Origin of the sequence: Streptomyces caniferus, from assembly GCF_009811555.1 — a bacterium.
In the GTDB taxonomy this organism is placed as follows: Bacteria; Actinomycetota; Actinomycetes; order Streptomycetales; family Streptomycetaceae; genus Streptomyces; species Streptomyces caniferus.
Window position 1 is genome coordinate 510,053 of the sequence record NZ_BLIN01000005.1, and the last position, 13,185, is coordinate 523,237.

The following is a 13,185-nucleotide window of genomic DNA, read 5'->3' on the forward strand; positions in this document are numbered from 1 at the left end:
GAGCGGTCCGTCCGCTCCTGACTGAGCGGTTCGGGGCGGGAGTCCTTCCCTGTCCCCCTGGTCCAGGAGACCGAGCGCGACGAGGCCCTGCTGGCCCAGGGCCTCGTCGGTATGAGGCAGGTGGCGCAGGTGGTGGTGCTGGAGAACGGGTCGTAGGCGCGCCGCATGGTCGTCGACGAGCCCGGTGCGGCCGACGCCGGCGCTCGTGTCCGCGATGTGCCGCTTGCTCGGCGTCGGTGCCTGGCCGGGGGCTGGGGGCGGGGGCGAGTGCCGGCAGCCACCGGTTGGATGCCGGAAGGGCCCCGCGAGCCGGGGCACCGTCATCACCATCTGGGCGGGTGCGGCCCTGCCGTACTGCGTGCTGTCACGGGGGTCGGGGCTGGGGCCGGTCCGGTCCCTGCACTAGCTTCTGGCTCGGGACGGCATCGAGTCCATTGGCGCTCAAGGGGCATTCAGTGCGCGGCCGTGGGCAGTCGTCGTGCCGGCTGTCCACGGCCGCGCTGCCGGCTCAGCGGACGTGCACCGTCACCACGTCGGAGGCGTTCAAGCGCACGGGATGCTGGTCGTGCGCACTGGTCAGGCCGTACAGCACCGCCCGGAATTGCAGGTCGCCGCGGCGCGCGGACGTGCCGTGTGCAGTGACCTGCGCGTCACCCTCGACCGCGGAGCTGCAATTCTCCTGGTGCCACCCTTGGCCGAAGCCCTTCTCCTCCAGGCACAGCTGATGCAGCCAGCCGGCGCTGTCGTCGCCGCCCTGCGCCTTGACCGTGATGGTCTTGCCGACCTGCGCCGTGCGCGGCGCCGTGATGTCCACGTTGCTCTTGGCGAACGCCGGCCCGGCAGCCAGAGTCACCGAGGCCAGACCCAGCGCACCGATCACAGCCACACGGCCGCCCCGCGTCATTACCCCGGTCTTCTTCGTCCTGGTCATGGACTTCCCCTCCCGCGGATCCCCATCTGGTGGGACCCGCCGCTTCGCGAAGGCGCCCGGTGCGCCTCGCCGACTAACCAGATGAGCCGGCCGCCCCGTGCGTTGCCCCTGGCCCAGCATCGTTACAAATTCCCGATATAGCCTGCCAAGAAGTGCCTGACTCCACTAACAGCTACCAAATGGCGTCTTGGGAGCGGTAGTCGGCCAACCTGAGCGCTCCGATATCACCCACAGCAAGAAGGGGCGTCGTCCAGCGGTAGGCGCTTCTGAACCTTTCGCCTGTCTCAGGTGACAGCTCGTAGGGCGCGGGCGGTAGGCACGTCCCGGGTACCCGGCACGACACCCTTCATGCTTACGGCATGCCGTCGCGCAACGTCCACCGCCGCCCGCCCGACGGGGTGCTCTACGTCGCCGGCTAGGACGCCGTCGCGATGCTGCCCACCATTGCTGGACATGGGCAGCGCAGGTCGAGCGAGGGCCCCGGCCATGTCACTGGCCTTGAGTGTGACTCGTTGAGGTACGCCGGCGACCCGGCCCCCGAGCGCTCCACGCCCCGACTCCCCGTCACGGTCATGGCGGAAGTTGAACACGATGCCCTCAAGTACCTGGCGGTGATCCCTCCACCGGCCACGAGCCCGGACCGCGGGCGGCAGCAACGGCGTGATCATTCGGGCGCCTCCGACTCCTCCCGAGCCGGTCCCAGGACCGACCCCCACCTCCTTCTCTGGAGCCGGTTCCGCCCCGCCACCGCCCCCAAAGACCACTGTCCTGACCTTCGGCGCAGGCTGGATGACGCGGCGCTCCACGGGCCACGGCCTGGTAGCCGCAACTCAGTGTCTACGGGGCGCTCTTGCCCGCCTGCCGCAGACGGCGCGTGATCAGCACGAGATCCACCACGGCGGCGACGGCGAGCACGCCGCACACCACCGCCAGGATCAGCAGCACGGTGGGGCTGGGGGAATCATGGGGTCCGGCAGAGTGCGCTGCGAGCGCCAGTCGCACCGCGGCCGCGACGAATACCACCAGCGCGCCGGCGGCCAGCGTCCGCCGCAACCGCAGGGGGCTATGGGCGGTCACCGGCTCCGTGCCTGTGCGCCGATGCTTCATGGGTGCCTCCTCAGAGCGGTTTCGTCCCGGGCGTGCGGCGCGACCGCGGGGCTGAGTTCCACTGCCCGTGGGCGGCGCGGTCCACGAACCTCGACTGCGGGACGAGGCTGTGCTCGTTCATGCGTTGTCGGTGAGCTCGGTGTGGCCCTCGGCGCGGGCGCAGTGGGCACAGCAGAAGAACTTTCCATCGGTTTGGTGGCCGTGGCCCAGGATGCGGCAGCCGCAGTGGTCACAGATGGGCGCGAGTTTGTGCGCCGCGCATTCGAGGCTGTCGAAGGTGTGGACGGCGCCGCCGGCCACGTGGACCTCGAACGCCATCGAGTAGTCGTTGCCGCAGACATCGCAGGCTGCCATGTGCTCTCCTCGTGGGCGTGCGTGGCCAGGCTCCGGCCGGAGCGGTATCCCCATGACCTCACGAGTCCCCGGGCTCCGCCCGCTGCGGAGGGGCAGATGGCGCAGTCCGCACTACCGGTGCGGCGGGATGCGTTCCCGGGGGGGGAGCCGGAGGCTATGGCAGTCGCTCCTCTGCGCGGAGCGGTCCCCCTTCCGCTACGGGGCCCATCCGGTGACGTGGGGCGAGGTGGCGCTCGGTATCGCCACAGTCCGGCGCTGACGCGCAGTGGGCGGGGATCGAACCGTTGTCGCCGGACTGGCGGCCGAAGCGGGGTGGCCGATGGCGGAATCATCGTGACGTGTTCGACGGGACCGCCTGGAAGTTCCAGACCGGGTCGCAGTGGGTTACCTGCCGAAGGTGGACGGAACTGGCGCGGGGTCCACCACCGACTGCGGATGTGGGCCGTCGACGGCACATGGAAACGGGCGTTCACCGCGCTGACGGCCCAGGCCGATGATGCGGGGCAGCGGCCGACCTCGACACCCCGGACTGTGGGGCGAACCGCTGCAGGGTCAGGTCAGGGTGGTCCGCTAATACACCGCCACCCGCAGCGCCTGACCCTCCAGCCGCAGGCCCCACGGCCGGCCCCGCCTACCGGGTCCGCGCCCTCTCGCCGGGGCGCGGTGACGAGTTTGCCGTACCACCACGGGGCCGAAGAAAGGGTGGGCTATCCAGAACAGCTCCGGTGCCGTGGTCCCACCACCCCAACCACAGCAAGATCATCTCATCTGTGACCAGCAATTACGGGACAACTCTTACTCCACCGCATACAGCAGGTTGTACTCAGCACCATCCGCCCGGAAGCGCAGACTGCGCTCACCAGGCGTATCCGTGATCCACTGCTCCCGGAGCCTGCCCTCCCCGACCGTGCCGCCGGCCTCCCCGAGAGAGACGGCAATCGTTCCCGTGAAGTCGCAGTCGTACTTGACGGTGTACATCCGGTCTCCCAGCACCGTCCCATTCCACACAGTGCCACGATCCTGGACAACAAGCCTCGGCTCATCGAGGCCGCTCCAGCCCTCAGTCGTGACGCACTTGAGCTTCTCCAGATAGAGCTTGGCCATACCGTCCCCTGCGAAGGATCCTTCTCGACACTTCACATCCTGCCGAGCCTCGATAAACGATCACTAAACGAGTGAACGCGGTATCCGCCGCCGGGGCGCTGACCCGCCCGGGGAGGGCAGGGCATCGCTGTAGCCCTCGTCAGCGATTGCTCTGTTGGCCACTGCCGGAGCGCGTCCGCCGGATGGCCGAGCTGCACCGACTGCACCGACTGCACCGACTGCACCACCAGCCTGCCAGAGGGCACTGACACAAGCTGGTGGACATTGCTCCTGGCTGCCGTACCTACCGTCCGGTCGCGCTCCATTTGCTGCCGAGAAGTGAGACGCAGCCGGGAAGTGGCGAACAGGGTGACTGTGCGCTTTCGGCGAGGGTAGGCGAGGTGCATGGTTGCCACACGTAGCTTTGCGCCGGGATCCCTACTGCGAGGCCTCCAACACCGTCGGCGACCCCGGCACACGCGCCCGGGCCGCCGACGTGGCAAGCTCCACCGGAGGGTGCTCGCCTACCGGGACGTGGTGATCTTCCACTCCCCCGCGCCGGCAAGCGAACAAGCACAGAGTCTGCTGCTGGTGTACATCCGTCGCGTCGTCGGCGAGGTCACCTACGAAGTGTGCGAACACTGTGCGAGCGGTGTGATCACGCAGGTGCACGTCGCTGCGCCATTGCAGGACAGCGGCTTGGGCACGCGTGCCGTTTCCCACTTGCGCGCCTGCTATCCCGATGTCTCCTGGCGCAGTTGCCTGGCCCAGCGCATGACGCGTGACCTGGCGCATCGCATGCGCCTGCCGAATGTCCGCGCCGGCCAGTCGTGTCCACACCTCCCCCACGGTGCCTCCGAGAACCGCGGGAGCCCAAGGTCTGCGCAGCACTGATACCCCTCAGGGCACGTCCAGCCGGCCTGAGGGGTACCTCGAGGACCGCATGTGCCAGGTCTCAGTCCGGCTCGCGGGCCGCCCTGGTGCGACCTGATCTGCCGGACAGCTCCAGGGTCTCTCGTGTGGATCTTGCGGATCGCGTGCCCCGGCCCCGCGCCTCACCCGCCTTGTCGTCGGCCGGCAGGGACACGCCATGGCCCCCTTACGCGCCTTACGCATCACGGCGACGGCCCCCGCTCGCTGATCCGGCCTGGTCCGGGGTCTGAACCGAACGAAAGACCCTGGCCTTGGCAGCCGATGGCGCGACAGTGCGCACACCTCTGAAGGGATGCGATCAACGATGCGGGCACGGATCGCACTGCACGACACCGACTGAACCGGGGCAGAACACGCCTACGACGACGGAGCGGACACCCTCAAGTGGCTTCTCGACGCCTGTGGCGAGGACCCGGATCACGCCGAGCGGGCCGTTTGCGTCCTCCACAACTGTCTGGTCCACCAGGGAAGCGTCTATGCGGGATCGGCAATGGCGCACCCGGCTCTCGTGGACCTTCTGCTCGCCCCCTCGGCACCTGGCCGGGCAACCCTCGCTGACCTGCTGCTCGGCATCACCATCACCATCGGCATCGCGGAGACCGAAGCCGTGCACCATGAGATCCGTGCGGCACACGCACAGGCGACGCCCCGCCCGCTCCCCCTCCTCGCCGACCCGGTCCGTGAAGTGCGGCACCGTGTCGCCTACCTGACCGGATTGCGCACCGGGCACGAGGGGCTTGCCGTACGTGCGTTGGGCGAGCGCGCGCACAGCGAACCGGACCCGCTCATCGCGGCGGTCATGACCGGTGGCGTCGCCCGGCACGATGTCGCTGGCCGCGCCGCGTGGCTCTCCGGTGCTCTGGCGTCCCGTCACCTGCCCGCTGTGCGCGCCGCCACGGCGTGGGGCTTCGCCCGAGCCGGACTGCCGTGGACCACCGAGGTGACCAGCGCCGTCGCCGAGGCTTAGGAGCACGGCGATGTGCTCAATGGCGATGTCATCGAAGGCGAACAGTGGCGCTGGTCGGACAACCCGCTGGCAGAGACACTCATCGCCATGGCCGATCCGAACCGTGCGGCGGAGATCTGCCTACGGTTGACCCAGTCGGAGGACGAGGACTCCGCGGAGTGTGGCGCCATCGCCGCCGTGGCCCTGTTGGAGGAACACCCGCACGCGTACCCGGCGTTCGGCCCCGCGATCGCCGCCACCCGCGCCCACCGGGGCACCCACATCCGCTCCTACGCCGATGACCTCGACGCCCTCATATCAGCGGCGGACGAAGGAGACCACACCGTGCACTAGGTTCTTTCGTTCGGATCAGGCGCCGGATCACGCCGGATCAGCGAGCGGGGCCGGTGCCGTGATGCGTAAGACGCGGAAGGGAGCCATGGCGTAACCCTGCCGGCCGACGACAAGGTCGGTGAGGCGCGGGAGCCGGGGCATGCGATCCCGCAAGATCCACACGAGGGTTTTGTGTCCTCCACTCACTGATGCCGGACCGGCGGGCAGTAGCCGGTCTTCTCGCCGATGCTGTTGATCTCGGCGTTGGACCTTGCGTCGCCCGCGTAGTTGATCTGGTTGGTGCAGCTCGTCCCGGGCTTCTTGGGGGTGCCCGACGGCTTGTCGCCCTTTTCCGGCGTCGGGCAGTGGCCGGTCTCCTCGCCGATGCTGTTGATCTCGGCGTTGGACCTCGGGTCGCCCGCGTAGTTGATCTGGTTGGTGCAGCTCGTCCCGGGCTTTTCGGCAGCGCCCTTCGGCGCGTCCTTGGCGGAGTTCCGGGTGGTCTTGGCCGCGGAAGTGGGGGATTGGGTGGCATGGGCGGAGGTGGAGGGTGATGAGGCGTCGGCGCCGCTGCCCTGGCAGGCGGTGAGCCCGAGCGCGGCGACGGTGATCACCATGGCGGCTGCGGCCTTGCGGGCGTGGCGGAGGGTGGTGTGCGACATGTACTTCCCGTTCTGTCCAGTGATTCGGGTTCGGGAGAACAAGACTGTCGGCCGCTGCTGATGATCTACCGCTGTCTGACTAACGTCCCACTAACATCCGAGCCGATGGCGGGTGTTGCGCTGGGTGCTGCCGGGTCGTGCCTGGTCAGCAGCTTGAACGGCCGGGCGCGGTGGGGGCGTGAGCAGTCCGTGTGCACATGACCTTCGCGACAACGGACGTGGTGCCCCACGCGTGCCCCGATTCACTACGGCTCCAAAAAGCCGACGTCCTGTGCCTCAGCAGCACTCTCCCTGAACGCGTTCAGGCTCGCAGCGACTTCGGACGCATGGTCTCCCCCCTGACCTTCGGTGCCGCGAGGGTGGGGCTGGCGACCGTCACTCAAGGCGGCTTGGGGAGAGCTCAGTCGGCCGATTGAAGCGGCCAGCCACAGCACACGTGAGCCGAGGCGCGGTAGCTGTCACCAAGGCAGACCGTGGCCACCAGGACTCCCGGACGGGGTACGCGGGCTGGGACCTGCGCCAAGCCCCGTGATCTGCAATGTTCTCTGTAGCAGTGGACCGGTCGATGGAGCGGGTGCGGGTCCCTGGCAGTCACCTGAAACTCAACAGAATTTGCGTGTCCGCAACCCACTTCGATGCCCTGGCGTCCAACTCCATGACGGACGGCTGCCGATCACCCAGGAGAGCACGTGGCGAAGAAGGACCAGAGCACGGACGCGGCGAAGGAGAAGGACCGGGAAAAGTGGATGGCGCGTTTCCAGGTACGGCTGGCCATGCAGCCGGGCGTGGACCGGGCAGTCGTGCTCCAGGCGGTCAAGGAGCTCACGGCGCACTGCGCAGCTACCGGAGAGCACCCGCGGACTGCCTTCGGCGACCCGGACGACTGTGCCGTGCAGGCCGCCGCGCGGCTGGTTCCGGCGGACCGGGCGGCGCGCGCCAAGCGGCACAACGCCGTGGTGGACACGCTCGGCTCCGTGCTCAAGAGGGTCGGGGACGTCGCCGGTCTGTGACCGGTTGAAGCGTCCCTCATGGCCCGGCGCACGGGTTCTGGCACAGCTTCAATCCGCGGGGGCTGCTGGGCAGTTCAGGCGAGGCGGCGCTGGGCGACTGTCGCACGTCCACCGGGCAGGCCGGCAGACGTGGGTCTACAGTGCGGCGGCCTGGCGCAGATGGTGACTCACATCGCCGACGAGGTTGATGCGGACGCGTCGCTCCAGGAAGCACCAGCGTCCGTTGCGGCGCTCGAAGCGGTCGTGGTAGCGGCTCCCGGCGATGGGCTGGAGAGGCAGCTCGGGCAGCGCCTGCAAGACGGTCACGTAGGAACGCGAGACCGCCATGCCCGCCTGTTCGTCGACCTCAATCGCGAGGTGGGACGTCACGTGGTGTGTCCGCGGAGTGCCGTCGGAGTAGACGAAGGGCATACCTCCACCGTCGAGCCGGCACCCGTGGCGACTCGGCACGAGGCGAGGTTGGCCGGTGTCGTGCACCCGGTCGACCACTCCGACGGCCACAGTGCCCAGCACCATGTCGTCAGCATCAGCCACGCCTCAAGGAGTACGTCGAACCGGCGGCGCGCTGATCGGCACGTTGGATGATCCAGTGGGCCGCGGCGGCCGGGGTACCGACGGGCTGATCAGCCTGACGGTCCATTTACGGCTCCGCGAAGGCCGGTAACAACCGGCACCAGCCGACACCGAACGGCCATGGTCCCGCGGCGACCACGGGTGCAGAAACAACGGGCCGGGTATCGCCGCATCCTCACGTACGGTGAGCGCGAGCTGCGGAGATCGGGAGGCCCTTTCGCCGATTGCCTTCAGGAATTCCGTGGACACGCACTGCCACCGGCACCTCCGGGAGCGCACGGTCCGGCATGCGCTGTGCACTGCGCCGTCGCAATCTGGACGTAGCACCCCTGCACCGCTTGGCTCACTCGACCCAGGCGGCCCACCACGGGAGACATCGTCATGTCGAACAACGAAAAGGCGGCAGGCAGCACCGAGAGCCGACCGCGTTCGGAAGCATGGAAGACGGCGCTCACCATGCTGCAGTCGGCGAAACCGCCGTTCGTTCCGGAGGGGGCGGAGGCGATGACGGTTCTCGTCGAGTTCCCGCCCGGCGATCCGGGCACCCCTCCCCACCGGCACTCGGGGCCCGCCTTCGGCTACATGCTGGAAGGGGAGATGCTCTTCGAGCTGGAAGGCGAGCCGGAGCGGGTGATCAAGGCCGGGGAGACGTTCTGGGAACCGGGCGGCGATGTCATCCACTACCAGGACGGAAACAACCGGACGGACTCCCCCAGCCGCTTCCTCGTCACCATGATGTGCGCACCGGGTCAGCCCATGCTCACCCTCGTCGACGAAGACGAGCTGGCCCGACGCCAGCACCTACGGGCTCCCCGGCCAGGCCCTTGACCCGTCGCCGGCATCGGAGCTCTTCCTCATCCGCCCACTCGGGAGAACCGCGTCAGGACGCCGCCGCCTGGCGCGTGGACGGGAGCTGGTGACACGCGCGGGCGCCGTCCGACACGCACCGGCTCGTCGCAGCGCGCGCCGGTGCCCTCGCGGCCGCGGACTGCGGCCCTCAGCGGACGTGCGGGAGGCGCAGGCCCGGGCGCTTCGTCGGGCATTGACGATCTCATCGCCGAATGCGCCACTCATGACGAGGACTTCGCCCGATTGAGCCGAGCCGGTCGGCGATGGACCGGTTGAGCACACCGTGACCTCGGACCGCCCCTTCGTGCACTGAGTCGGAGCGCGTCGATCCGGCGTGCTGTCGGAATCAAGGAACAGGCCAAGGAACGCCGTTCGTCGGAGCGAAGTGGTTGCCTGCCCCTGGCCTACGCCAGGCCTACCCCTGGCCCGGACTTGGTCGATCGGTGTCGTTCGGGGTGGTGTCGGGTGTGGTGTGGAGGACTTCGCGGGCCTGTTCGGCGGCGCGGGTGATGCTTTCGCTGATGAAGTCGAGGAAGCGGGCGATGTTCTCCAGGCGGGCGGCGGCGGGGGTGTGGGAGCCGAGGACGGCGACTCCCCGGCGGGCGGTTTCGACGAGTTGGTCGTTGGCTCGGGCGCTGGCGATCGTCGCCTGGTAGAAGAGTTCATCGTCGACGACGTAGCGGTCGCGGCGGCGTTCGTCGCGTTCTCGGCGGACGAGGCTCTGGCTCTCCAGGAAGGCGATCGCTTTGGAGATGGACGCCGGGCTGACCTGGAGGCGCTGGGCGAGTTGGGACGCGGTGAGGCTGCCCGCGTCGGTGGTGAACAGGCAGGTCAGCACCCGGGCCGTCATCTTGGTCAGGCCCGAGGACATGAGGGCGGTCGTGAGCGTCTCCTCGTAGTCGGCCACGGCGGCGGCGTCGCGTCCGTGTGGCTGGGGGCCCGACTCCGGCCCTCGGGAGGAGGCGGGCCTGCGCCGGTGAGCGCGGCGTTCGGTGGCGCGGTGGGCCAAGTCGGCGCGGTAGGCGGTAGGGCCGCCGTTGCGCATCACCTCCCGCGTGATCGTCGAAGTCGGACGGTCGAGGCGTCGGGCGATCTCGGCGTAGGGGAGGCTGTCGGCCAGCCCCAGCGCGATCTGCCGGCGTTCCTGCTGGGTGAGCCTGCCTCCCGGCATCGCGGTCTCCTCGGTTTTCCTTCGTGGTGTTCCCTGACGCCTTCACCATAGCGTTCACATTCCACTCATTGCAATGATCGGGTAGATCGCCGTTGCGTTATCGACTAGACCATTGCAACAGATTCATAGCCTCTAGCTGCGCAAATGTCATTTCTGTGCAATGAATACGTTGTCGAACTATGGAAAGCAACGTAGCGTTTCCGGCATCAGAAACAACGAACGATTACGGGAGAGCATGATGCAGAAGTTCGACACCACCGCCCCGATCTCCGCCGTCCTGGACATCCCCGCCGGACGCATCCAGCTCATCGCCGCCGACCGCGCGGACACCACCGTCGAGGTTCTGCCCGCCAACGCCGCCAAGAGCCGCGACGTCAAGACCGCCGAGCAGACCACCGTCGCCTACGCGGACGGCGTCCTGCGGATCCACACCCCCGAGCCCAAGAACCAGCTCTTCGGCCCCTCCGGATCCCTGGAGGTCACCGTCCAACTGCCCGCCGGCTCCCACATCGAGGCCAAGACCGCCGGCTCCGAGCTCCGCGGCGTCGGCCGCCTTGGTGACGTCGCCTTCGAAGGCGCGTACCGCCAGATCAAGATCGATGAGGCCGCGAGCGTCCGCCTCACTGCAATCGACGGCGACGTCGAGGTCGGCCGGCTCAACGGCCCCGCGGAGATCAGCACCGCAAGGGGCGACATCCGGATCACCGAGGCCGTGCGTGGCACGGTCGCGCTCCGCACCCAGTCCGGCGACATTACGGTCGCCGCAGCCGCCGGCGTCTCCGCCACCCTGGACGCCGGCACCCACTACGGCCGCATCAGCAACACCCTCAAGAACGAGGGCACCGCGGAACTCGACATCCGCGCCACCACCTCCCACGGCGACATCACGGCCCGCAGCCTCTGAGAGGCAACGCCAGGCCTATCCGGCCGACCTCCACCGCGACCGAAAGCAAGCAGGGACGCCACCGACGGCGCGGTAGAGGACATCAGCCCCACGTCGGGACGGGGGGCGCAGAGCGAAGGAGATTCATGATGGGCAAGAGCAACAGTGGCTTCTCTGGGACAGGACTGCGCAGACTGCGCGAGGTGCTGGCACGGCACGTCGACTCCGGGAAGATTCCCGGGCTTGTCGCCCTGGTCAGCCGGGGCGGTGAGACGCACGTCGAAACGATGGGGACGATGCGCCATGACGGTGGCGCCCCGATGCGCCGGGACACGATCTTCCGGATGGCCTCGACGTCCAAGCCGGTCGCGATGGCGGCGTCGATGGTCCTGCTCGACGAGTGCAAGCTGCGGCTGGACGACCCGGTGGAGCCGTGGCTGCCCGAACTCGCCGACCGTCGGGTGCTGAAGCGGATCGACGGCCCGCTGGACGACACCGTGCCGGCGCGGCGGCCGATCACCGTACGGGACCTGCTGACCTCCACGTTCGGGCTCGGAATGGATATGACGTCGCTGGGCACTCCGGTCATGAACGCGGTCTTCGAGCAGGGGCTCACGCCCGATCTGCCGGAGCCGATGCCCGAGCCGGACGAGTGGATGCGCCGCCTTGGCACGCTTCCGCTGATGCACCAGCCCGGAGAGCGCTGGCAGTACCACCTCAGCAACGATCTACTCGGCGTGCTCGTCGCCAGGGTCTCGGGCCAGTCGTTCGAGACGTTCCTGCGTGAACGCGTCTTCGGCCCGCTGGGCATGAAGGACACCGGTTTCCACGTGCCCGCCGAGAAGATCGACCGGCTGCCGCCCCTGTACGCCCCCGACCCGCAGACCGGAGAGTTCATCGTGTGGGACGAGGCCGAGGGGGGACGCCACAGTCGGCCTCCGGCCTTCCAGGGCGGCGGTGGCGGACTGACCTCCACCGTCGACGACTACCACGCCTACTTCCGGATGTTGCTGCACGGCGGGATCTGCGGGAGTGAACGGATCCTGTCCCGGCCCGCGGTCCAGCTGATGACCACCAATCGCCTCACGCCCGAGCAACAGGCCGCCCGACACACCGTGGCCACCGACAATGTGCACGTGTCCTTCGGCCAGGGGCAGCACGGCGGCTGGGGGTTCGGAATGGCGGTGCGCACCTACCGCGGCGACTACGCGCCCATCGGCCAGTTCGGCTGGGACGGCGGAGCCGGCACCTCGACCTACGCCGACCCCGCCAACCAGCTCACCGGAATCCTGCTCACCCAGGTCGGGATGTCCGTCCCGGATTCGGCCCGGCTGGTACACGACTTCTGGACCACGGTCTACCAGGCGATCGACGACTGACACCGACCCGGCGGGCCCGTAGGCCCGCCCTCGACGGCGCTTGATGGGATGGGAAGGCCGGGACCATGACGCCCGAGCCGTCGTTCCGGCCCACGGTCCGGACGCCCGGACGACTCAGCGGCCGCCCGCCGGCTTCAGCTTGCGGCGGAGGAGCAGGTCGAGGCCGCCCGTGTGGACGGCGAGCGTCTGCAGGCTGCGCAGGAGCTGGTCCGTATCGGCCTCACCGAGCACGGTACGGACCTCGTCACGGAATGCGCCGCGCGCGGCCCTGGCCTCGCTCACGACGTGGTGGCCCCGTTCGGTCAGTCCGACGAGGCGGGCTCTGGCGTCCTCGGGATCCGGGGTCCGCAGGACGTAGCCCAGGCCTTCCAGCTCCTTGACGGCCTTGGAGGCTCCCTGGCCGGTCATGCCGAGCAGTTCGGCGAGCCGGCCGATGGTGAGGGGGCCGTCGAGCAAGTGCTGGAAGACATAGCCGTGGGAGCGCCGGACATCTCCGAACCCCGCCTCCTCCAGTTTCCGCCGCACGGCTTCGTCGGCGCCGGCGGACGCGGCAGTCAGCAAGAGGGACAGATCGGTCTCCACATCTGGCTTCACCGTCATATGCTAAACCCTGGTTGCGTAATGGTGGACGCGTGAGGGCGGAGTGCGGGGAACACGCGGAGCGCGCGATGCCGTTCATGCCTGGTGACCGACGGGCGGTATGTGATCTGGGCTTGAGCGGAGACCGGAGCCGTCGGCGGACGTGGTGGGAGCGAAGTGCAGCAGCTCCCAGAGTGTCCGGGCCCGGAGTGTCTCGGTGTGGTCAGGTCCGCTGCGGCGCACGGACACCGCTCCCATGAAGCGGTGGTACGCACCGGCCGTTCCGAAGTCGAGGAGGAAGGCGTCCTGCTCGTACTGAAAGGCGATGTCGTAGGTGTGGGAGCCGTCGGCCACGCGGTACTCGAGACGGGACCCGACCGGAACATGACGCC

16 protein-coding genes are annotated in these 13,185 nt (G+C 68.7%); 7 read left to right on the plus strand and 9 right to left on the minus strand.

What is annotated here, in order from left to right; genetic code table 11:
* Positions 1-508: 508 nt before the first annotated feature.
* The 4 genes from Scani_RS18930 to Scani_RS18945 all read right to left on the minus strand — a co-directional run bounded on the left by Scani_RS18930 (position 509) and on the right by Scani_RS18945 (position 3,496).
* A complete protein-coding gene (locus Scani_RS18930) occupies positions 509-931 on the minus strand; it encodes a hypothetical protein (protein ID WP_159477708.1) in 423 nt (140 codons plus the stop codon).
* An 837-nt stretch (positions 932-1,768) separates the two neighbouring features.
* Positions 1,769-2,038: a DUF6343 family protein gene (locus Scani_RS18935; RefSeq protein ID WP_159477711.1), complete on the minus strand. Its 270-nt coding sequence runs from the start codon at positions 2,036-2,038 to the stop codon at positions 1,769-1,771.
* A 117-nt stretch (positions 2,039-2,155) separates the two neighbouring features.
* Positions 2,156-2,392 (minus strand): metallothionein, encoded by a 237-nt coding sequence (locus tag Scani_RS18940; RefSeq protein WP_159477714.1) that lies wholly within the window; start codon positions 2,390-2,392, stop codon positions 2,156-2,158.
* Positions 2,393-3,187: 795 nt separating this feature from the next.
* The gene (locus Scani_RS18945) at positions 3,188-3,496 is read right to left on the minus strand and encodes a hypothetical protein (protein ID WP_159477717.1); all 309 of its coding nucleotides are present in this window, start codon (positions 3,494-3,496) and stop codon (positions 3,188-3,190) included.
* Positions 3,497-4,009: 513 nt separating this feature from the next.
* On the opposite strand from Scani_RS18945, the gene Scani_RS18950 reads away from it, so the two are divergent.
* The 3 genes from Scani_RS18950 to Scani_RS18960 all read left to right on the plus strand — a co-directional run bounded on the left by Scani_RS18950 (position 4,010) and on the right by Scani_RS18960 (position 5,708).
* Positions 4,010-4,369, plus strand: coding sequence for a hypothetical protein (locus Scani_RS18950; RefSeq protein ID WP_246296008.1), 360 nt, complete (start codon positions 4,010-4,012; stop codon positions 4,367-4,369).
* Positions 4,370-4,898: 529 nt separating this feature from the next.
* Complete coding sequence (locus Scani_RS18955; RefSeq protein ID WP_159477720.1) at positions 4,899-5,375, plus strand: hypothetical protein; 477 nt, start codon at positions 4,899-4,901, stop codon at positions 5,373-5,375.
* A 12-nt stretch (positions 5,376-5,387) separates the two neighbouring features.
* A complete protein-coding gene (locus tag Scani_RS18960; RefSeq protein WP_159477723.1) occupies positions 5,388-5,708 on the plus strand; it encodes a hypothetical protein in 321 nt (106 codons plus the stop codon).
* 182 nt (positions 5,709-5,890) lie between these two features.
* On the opposite strand, the gene Scani_RS18965 is transcribed toward Scani_RS18960, so the two are convergent.
* Entirely contained in the window at positions 5,891-6,349 is a 459-nt protein-coding gene (locus Scani_RS18965; RefSeq protein ID WP_159477726.1) for a hypothetical protein, read from the minus strand.
* 689 nt (positions 6,350-7,038) lie between these two features.
* Here Scani_RS18965 and Scani_RS18970 point away from each other — a divergent pair.
* Complete coding sequence (locus Scani_RS18970) at positions 7,039-7,359, plus strand: hypothetical protein (protein ID WP_159477729.1); 321 nt, start codon at positions 7,039-7,041, stop codon at positions 7,357-7,359.
* A gap of 135 nt (positions 7,360-7,494) precedes the next feature.
* On the opposite strand, the gene Scani_RS18975 is transcribed toward Scani_RS18970, so the two are convergent.
* Positions 7,495-7,893 (minus strand): nuclear transport factor 2 family protein, encoded by a 399-nt coding sequence (locus tag Scani_RS18975; RefSeq protein ID WP_246296009.1) that lies wholly within the window; start codon positions 7,891-7,893, stop codon positions 7,495-7,497.
* Positions 7,894-8,313: 420 nt separating this feature from the next.
* On the opposite strand from Scani_RS18975, the gene Scani_RS18980 reads away from it, so the two are divergent.
* Positions 8,314-8,760, plus strand: a complete 447-nt coding sequence (locus Scani_RS18980; RefSeq protein WP_159477732.1) for a cupin domain-containing protein — start codon at positions 8,314-8,316, stop codon at positions 8,758-8,760.
* A gap of 436 nt (positions 8,761-9,196) precedes the next feature.
* Here Scani_RS18980 and Scani_RS42160 read toward each other — a convergent pair whose 3' ends face one another.
* Positions 9,197-9,952 (minus strand): helix-turn-helix domain-containing protein, encoded by a 756-nt coding sequence (locus tag Scani_RS42160; protein WP_159477735.1) that lies wholly within the window; start codon positions 9,950-9,952, stop codon positions 9,197-9,199.
* A 238-nt stretch (positions 9,953-10,190) separates the two neighbouring features.
* Here Scani_RS42160 and Scani_RS18990 point away from each other — a divergent pair, with 238 nt between their 5' ends.
* A complete protein-coding gene (locus tag Scani_RS18990) occupies positions 10,191-10,856 on the plus strand; it encodes a DUF4097 family beta strand repeat-containing protein (protein ID WP_159482215.1) in 666 nt (221 codons plus the stop codon).
* 128 nt (positions 10,857-10,984) lie between these two features.
* Positions 10,985-12,214 carry a serine hydrolase domain-containing protein gene (locus Scani_RS18995; protein ID WP_159482216.1) on the plus strand — a complete coding sequence of 410 codons (1,230 nt, stop codon included), beginning with the start codon at positions 10,985-10,987 and terminating at the stop codon, positions 12,212-12,214.
* A 114-nt stretch (positions 12,215-12,328) separates the two neighbouring features.
* On the opposite strand, the gene Scani_RS19000 is transcribed toward Scani_RS18995, so the two are convergent.
* A complete protein-coding gene (locus tag Scani_RS19000) occupies positions 12,329-12,808 on the minus strand; it encodes a MarR family winged helix-turn-helix transcriptional regulator (protein WP_218039202.1) in 480 nt (159 codons plus the stop codon).
* An 81-nt stretch (positions 12,809-12,889) separates the two neighbouring features.
* Positions 12,890-13,147, minus strand: coding sequence for a hypothetical protein (locus Scani_RS19005; protein ID WP_159477741.1), 258 nt, complete (start codon positions 13,145-13,147; stop codon positions 12,890-12,892).
* Positions 13,148-13,185 lie beyond the last annotated feature (38 nt).

Bases quoted from the DNA above. Each gene is read 5' to 3' on its own strand.
- Scani_RS18930 (WP_159477708.1), bottom strand. From the start codon at position 931: ATGACCAGGACGAAGAAGACCGGGGTAATGACGCGGGGCGGCCGTGTG.
- Scani_RS18935 (WP_159477711.1), bottom strand. From the start codon at position 2,038: ATGAAGCATCGGCGCACAGGCACGGAGCCGGTGACCGCCCATAGCCCC.
- Scani_RS18940 (WP_159477714.1), bottom strand. From the start codon at position 2,392: ATGGCAGCCTGCGATGTCTGCGGCAACGACTACTCGATGGCGTTCGAG.
- Scani_RS18945 (WP_159477717.1), bottom strand. From the start codon at position 3,496: ATGGCCAAGCTCTATCTGGAGAAGCTCAAGTGCGTCACGACTGAGGGC.
- Scani_RS18955 (WP_159477720.1), top strand. From the start codon at position 4,899: ATGGCGCACCCGGCTCTCGTGGACCTTCTGCTCGCCCCCTCGGCACCT.
- Scani_RS18965 (WP_159477726.1), bottom strand. From the start codon at position 6,349: ATGTCGCACACCACCCTCCGCCACGCCCGCAAGGCCGCAGCCGCCATG.
- Scani_RS18980 (WP_159477732.1), top strand. From the start codon at position 8,314: ATGTCGAACAACGAAAAGGCGGCAGGCAGCACCGAGAGCCGACCGCGT.
- Scani_RS42160 (WP_159477735.1), bottom strand. From the start codon at position 9,952: ATGCCGGGAGGCAGGCTCACCCAGCAGGAACGCCGGCAGATCGCGCTG.
- Scani_RS18990 (WP_159482215.1), top strand. From the start codon at position 10,191: ATGCAGAAGTTCGACACCACCGCCCCGATCTCCGCCGTCCTGGACATC.
- Scani_RS18995 (WP_159482216.1), top strand. From the start codon at position 10,985: ATGGGCAAGAGCAACAGTGGCTTCTCTGGGACAGGACTGCGCAGACTG.